The 1,479-nt window shown below is 69.4% G+C and carries 1 protein-coding gene; it reads left to right on the top strand.

The genetic code is table 11. The annotated features are described in order from the left end of the window. Positions 1–207 precede the first annotated feature (207 nt). Positions 208–1,443 (top strand): IS30 family transposase, encoded by a 1,236-nt coding sequence (locus tag CRP51_RS27975; protein ID WP_439333220.1) that lies wholly within the window; start codon positions 208–210, stop codon positions 1,441–1,443. Positions 1,444–1,479: the final 36 nt, after the last annotated feature.

The following is a 1,479-nucleotide window of genomic DNA, read 5'->3' as shown; positions in this document are numbered from 1 at the left end:
CTTGGGTTCTAACGGTCCTCGCAACACCCGCGATCTGTGGGAGTTGCGAGGACCGTGGCCGTTGAAGGTGATCTTGCGGGGTTGCGGGAGCGTTTCCTTGCGCGGCTGGATGTCGTGGGGAACGTGACCGTGGTGGCGCGTGAGCTGGGGGTGAACCGGAACACTGCCTTCGGCTGGGCCCGGAAGGCCGGACGGAGTTCGGTGCGCCTGCCGCGCCGGCATCCCGGGCGGGACGAGTACGAGCGGCTTCGGGCCGCCGGTGTCGCCCGCCGGGGTGCGGCCCGGCAGGTTGGTGTGAACGAGCGCACGGCCAAGGACTGGGACTGGGGCGTCAAGAAGACCCGCACCACCCGCACTTACGCCGACGGCCGCCGTGTCGACTACACGACCGGGACGGTCACGATGGGCAGCGTGACCACGGCACCGGTGGGCCTGGAAGCCCTGGAAAAGCAGCTTCACCCGCGATTCCTGACACTGGCCGAGCGCGAGAAGATCCGCGATCTGCGGGCGGCGGGTCTGTCGCTGCGGGCGATCGGACGTGCCCTGGGACGACCGGCGAGCACGGTCAAGCGGGAGATCGACGCGAACTCGGGCAGCGAGGGCTACCAGCCCTACGCCGCCCACCGCGCCACCGCAGCGCGCAGGCCCCGCCCCAAGGAACGCAAGCTGCTCCGCGAAGGACGGCTACGCCGCTTCGTCCAGGACGGACTGCGCCGACGGTGGTCACCGGAACAGATCTGCCACGCTCTACGAAGAGAGCATCCCGACGACGAGAGCATGCGGGTGAGCGTGGAGACGGTCTACCAAGCGCTGTATTTCCAGGCCCGCGGCGGCCTGAAGCGGGAAGTGCAGGCGGCCATCCGTTCCGGCCGCACCCGCCGCAAACCACGCCGGGACCCCCAGCGGCGCACCCCGAGGTTCATCGACCCCATGGTGATGATCAGCGACCGCCCCGCCGCCATCGAGGACCGGGCGGTGCCCGGTCACTGGGAAGGCGACCTGATCATCGGCGCGGGCGGCCGTTCCGCGATCGCCACCCTGGTCGAGCGCGCCACCCGCTACACCATGCTCGTCCACCTGCCGGGCGGAGCCCACGACGCCCAGACCGTCCGCGACGGCCTCATCGCCACGATCCAGACCCTCCCCGCCCACCTGCGCGGCTCTCTGACCTGGGACCAGGGCAGCGAGATGGCACGCCACAAGCAGTTCAGCATGGCCACCGGCATGCCCGTCTACTTCTGCGACCCGGCCTCGCCCTGGCAACGCGGCTCCAACGAGAACACGAACGGGCTGCTGCGGCAGTACTTCCCGAAGGGCACCGACCTGAGCGTCCACAGTCCCGAGGACCTCGAACACGTCGCCCAGGAACTCAACGGCCGCCCACGCAAAACGCTCGGCTGGGATACCCCAGCCGAGCGTCTACGTGATCTACTCACCACCTGAAACCAGGCGGTGTTGCGACGACCCCTAGAACCCAAG

The organism is Streptomyces zhaozhouensis (assembly GCF_900230195.1).
Taxonomy (GTDB): domain Bacteria; phylum Actinomycetota; class Actinomycetes; order Streptomycetales; family Streptomycetaceae; genus Streptomyces; species Streptomyces zhaozhouensis.
The sequence above is the reverse complement of the archived record's forward strand: the minus strand, read 5'-3'. Positions and strand labels throughout refer to the sequence as shown.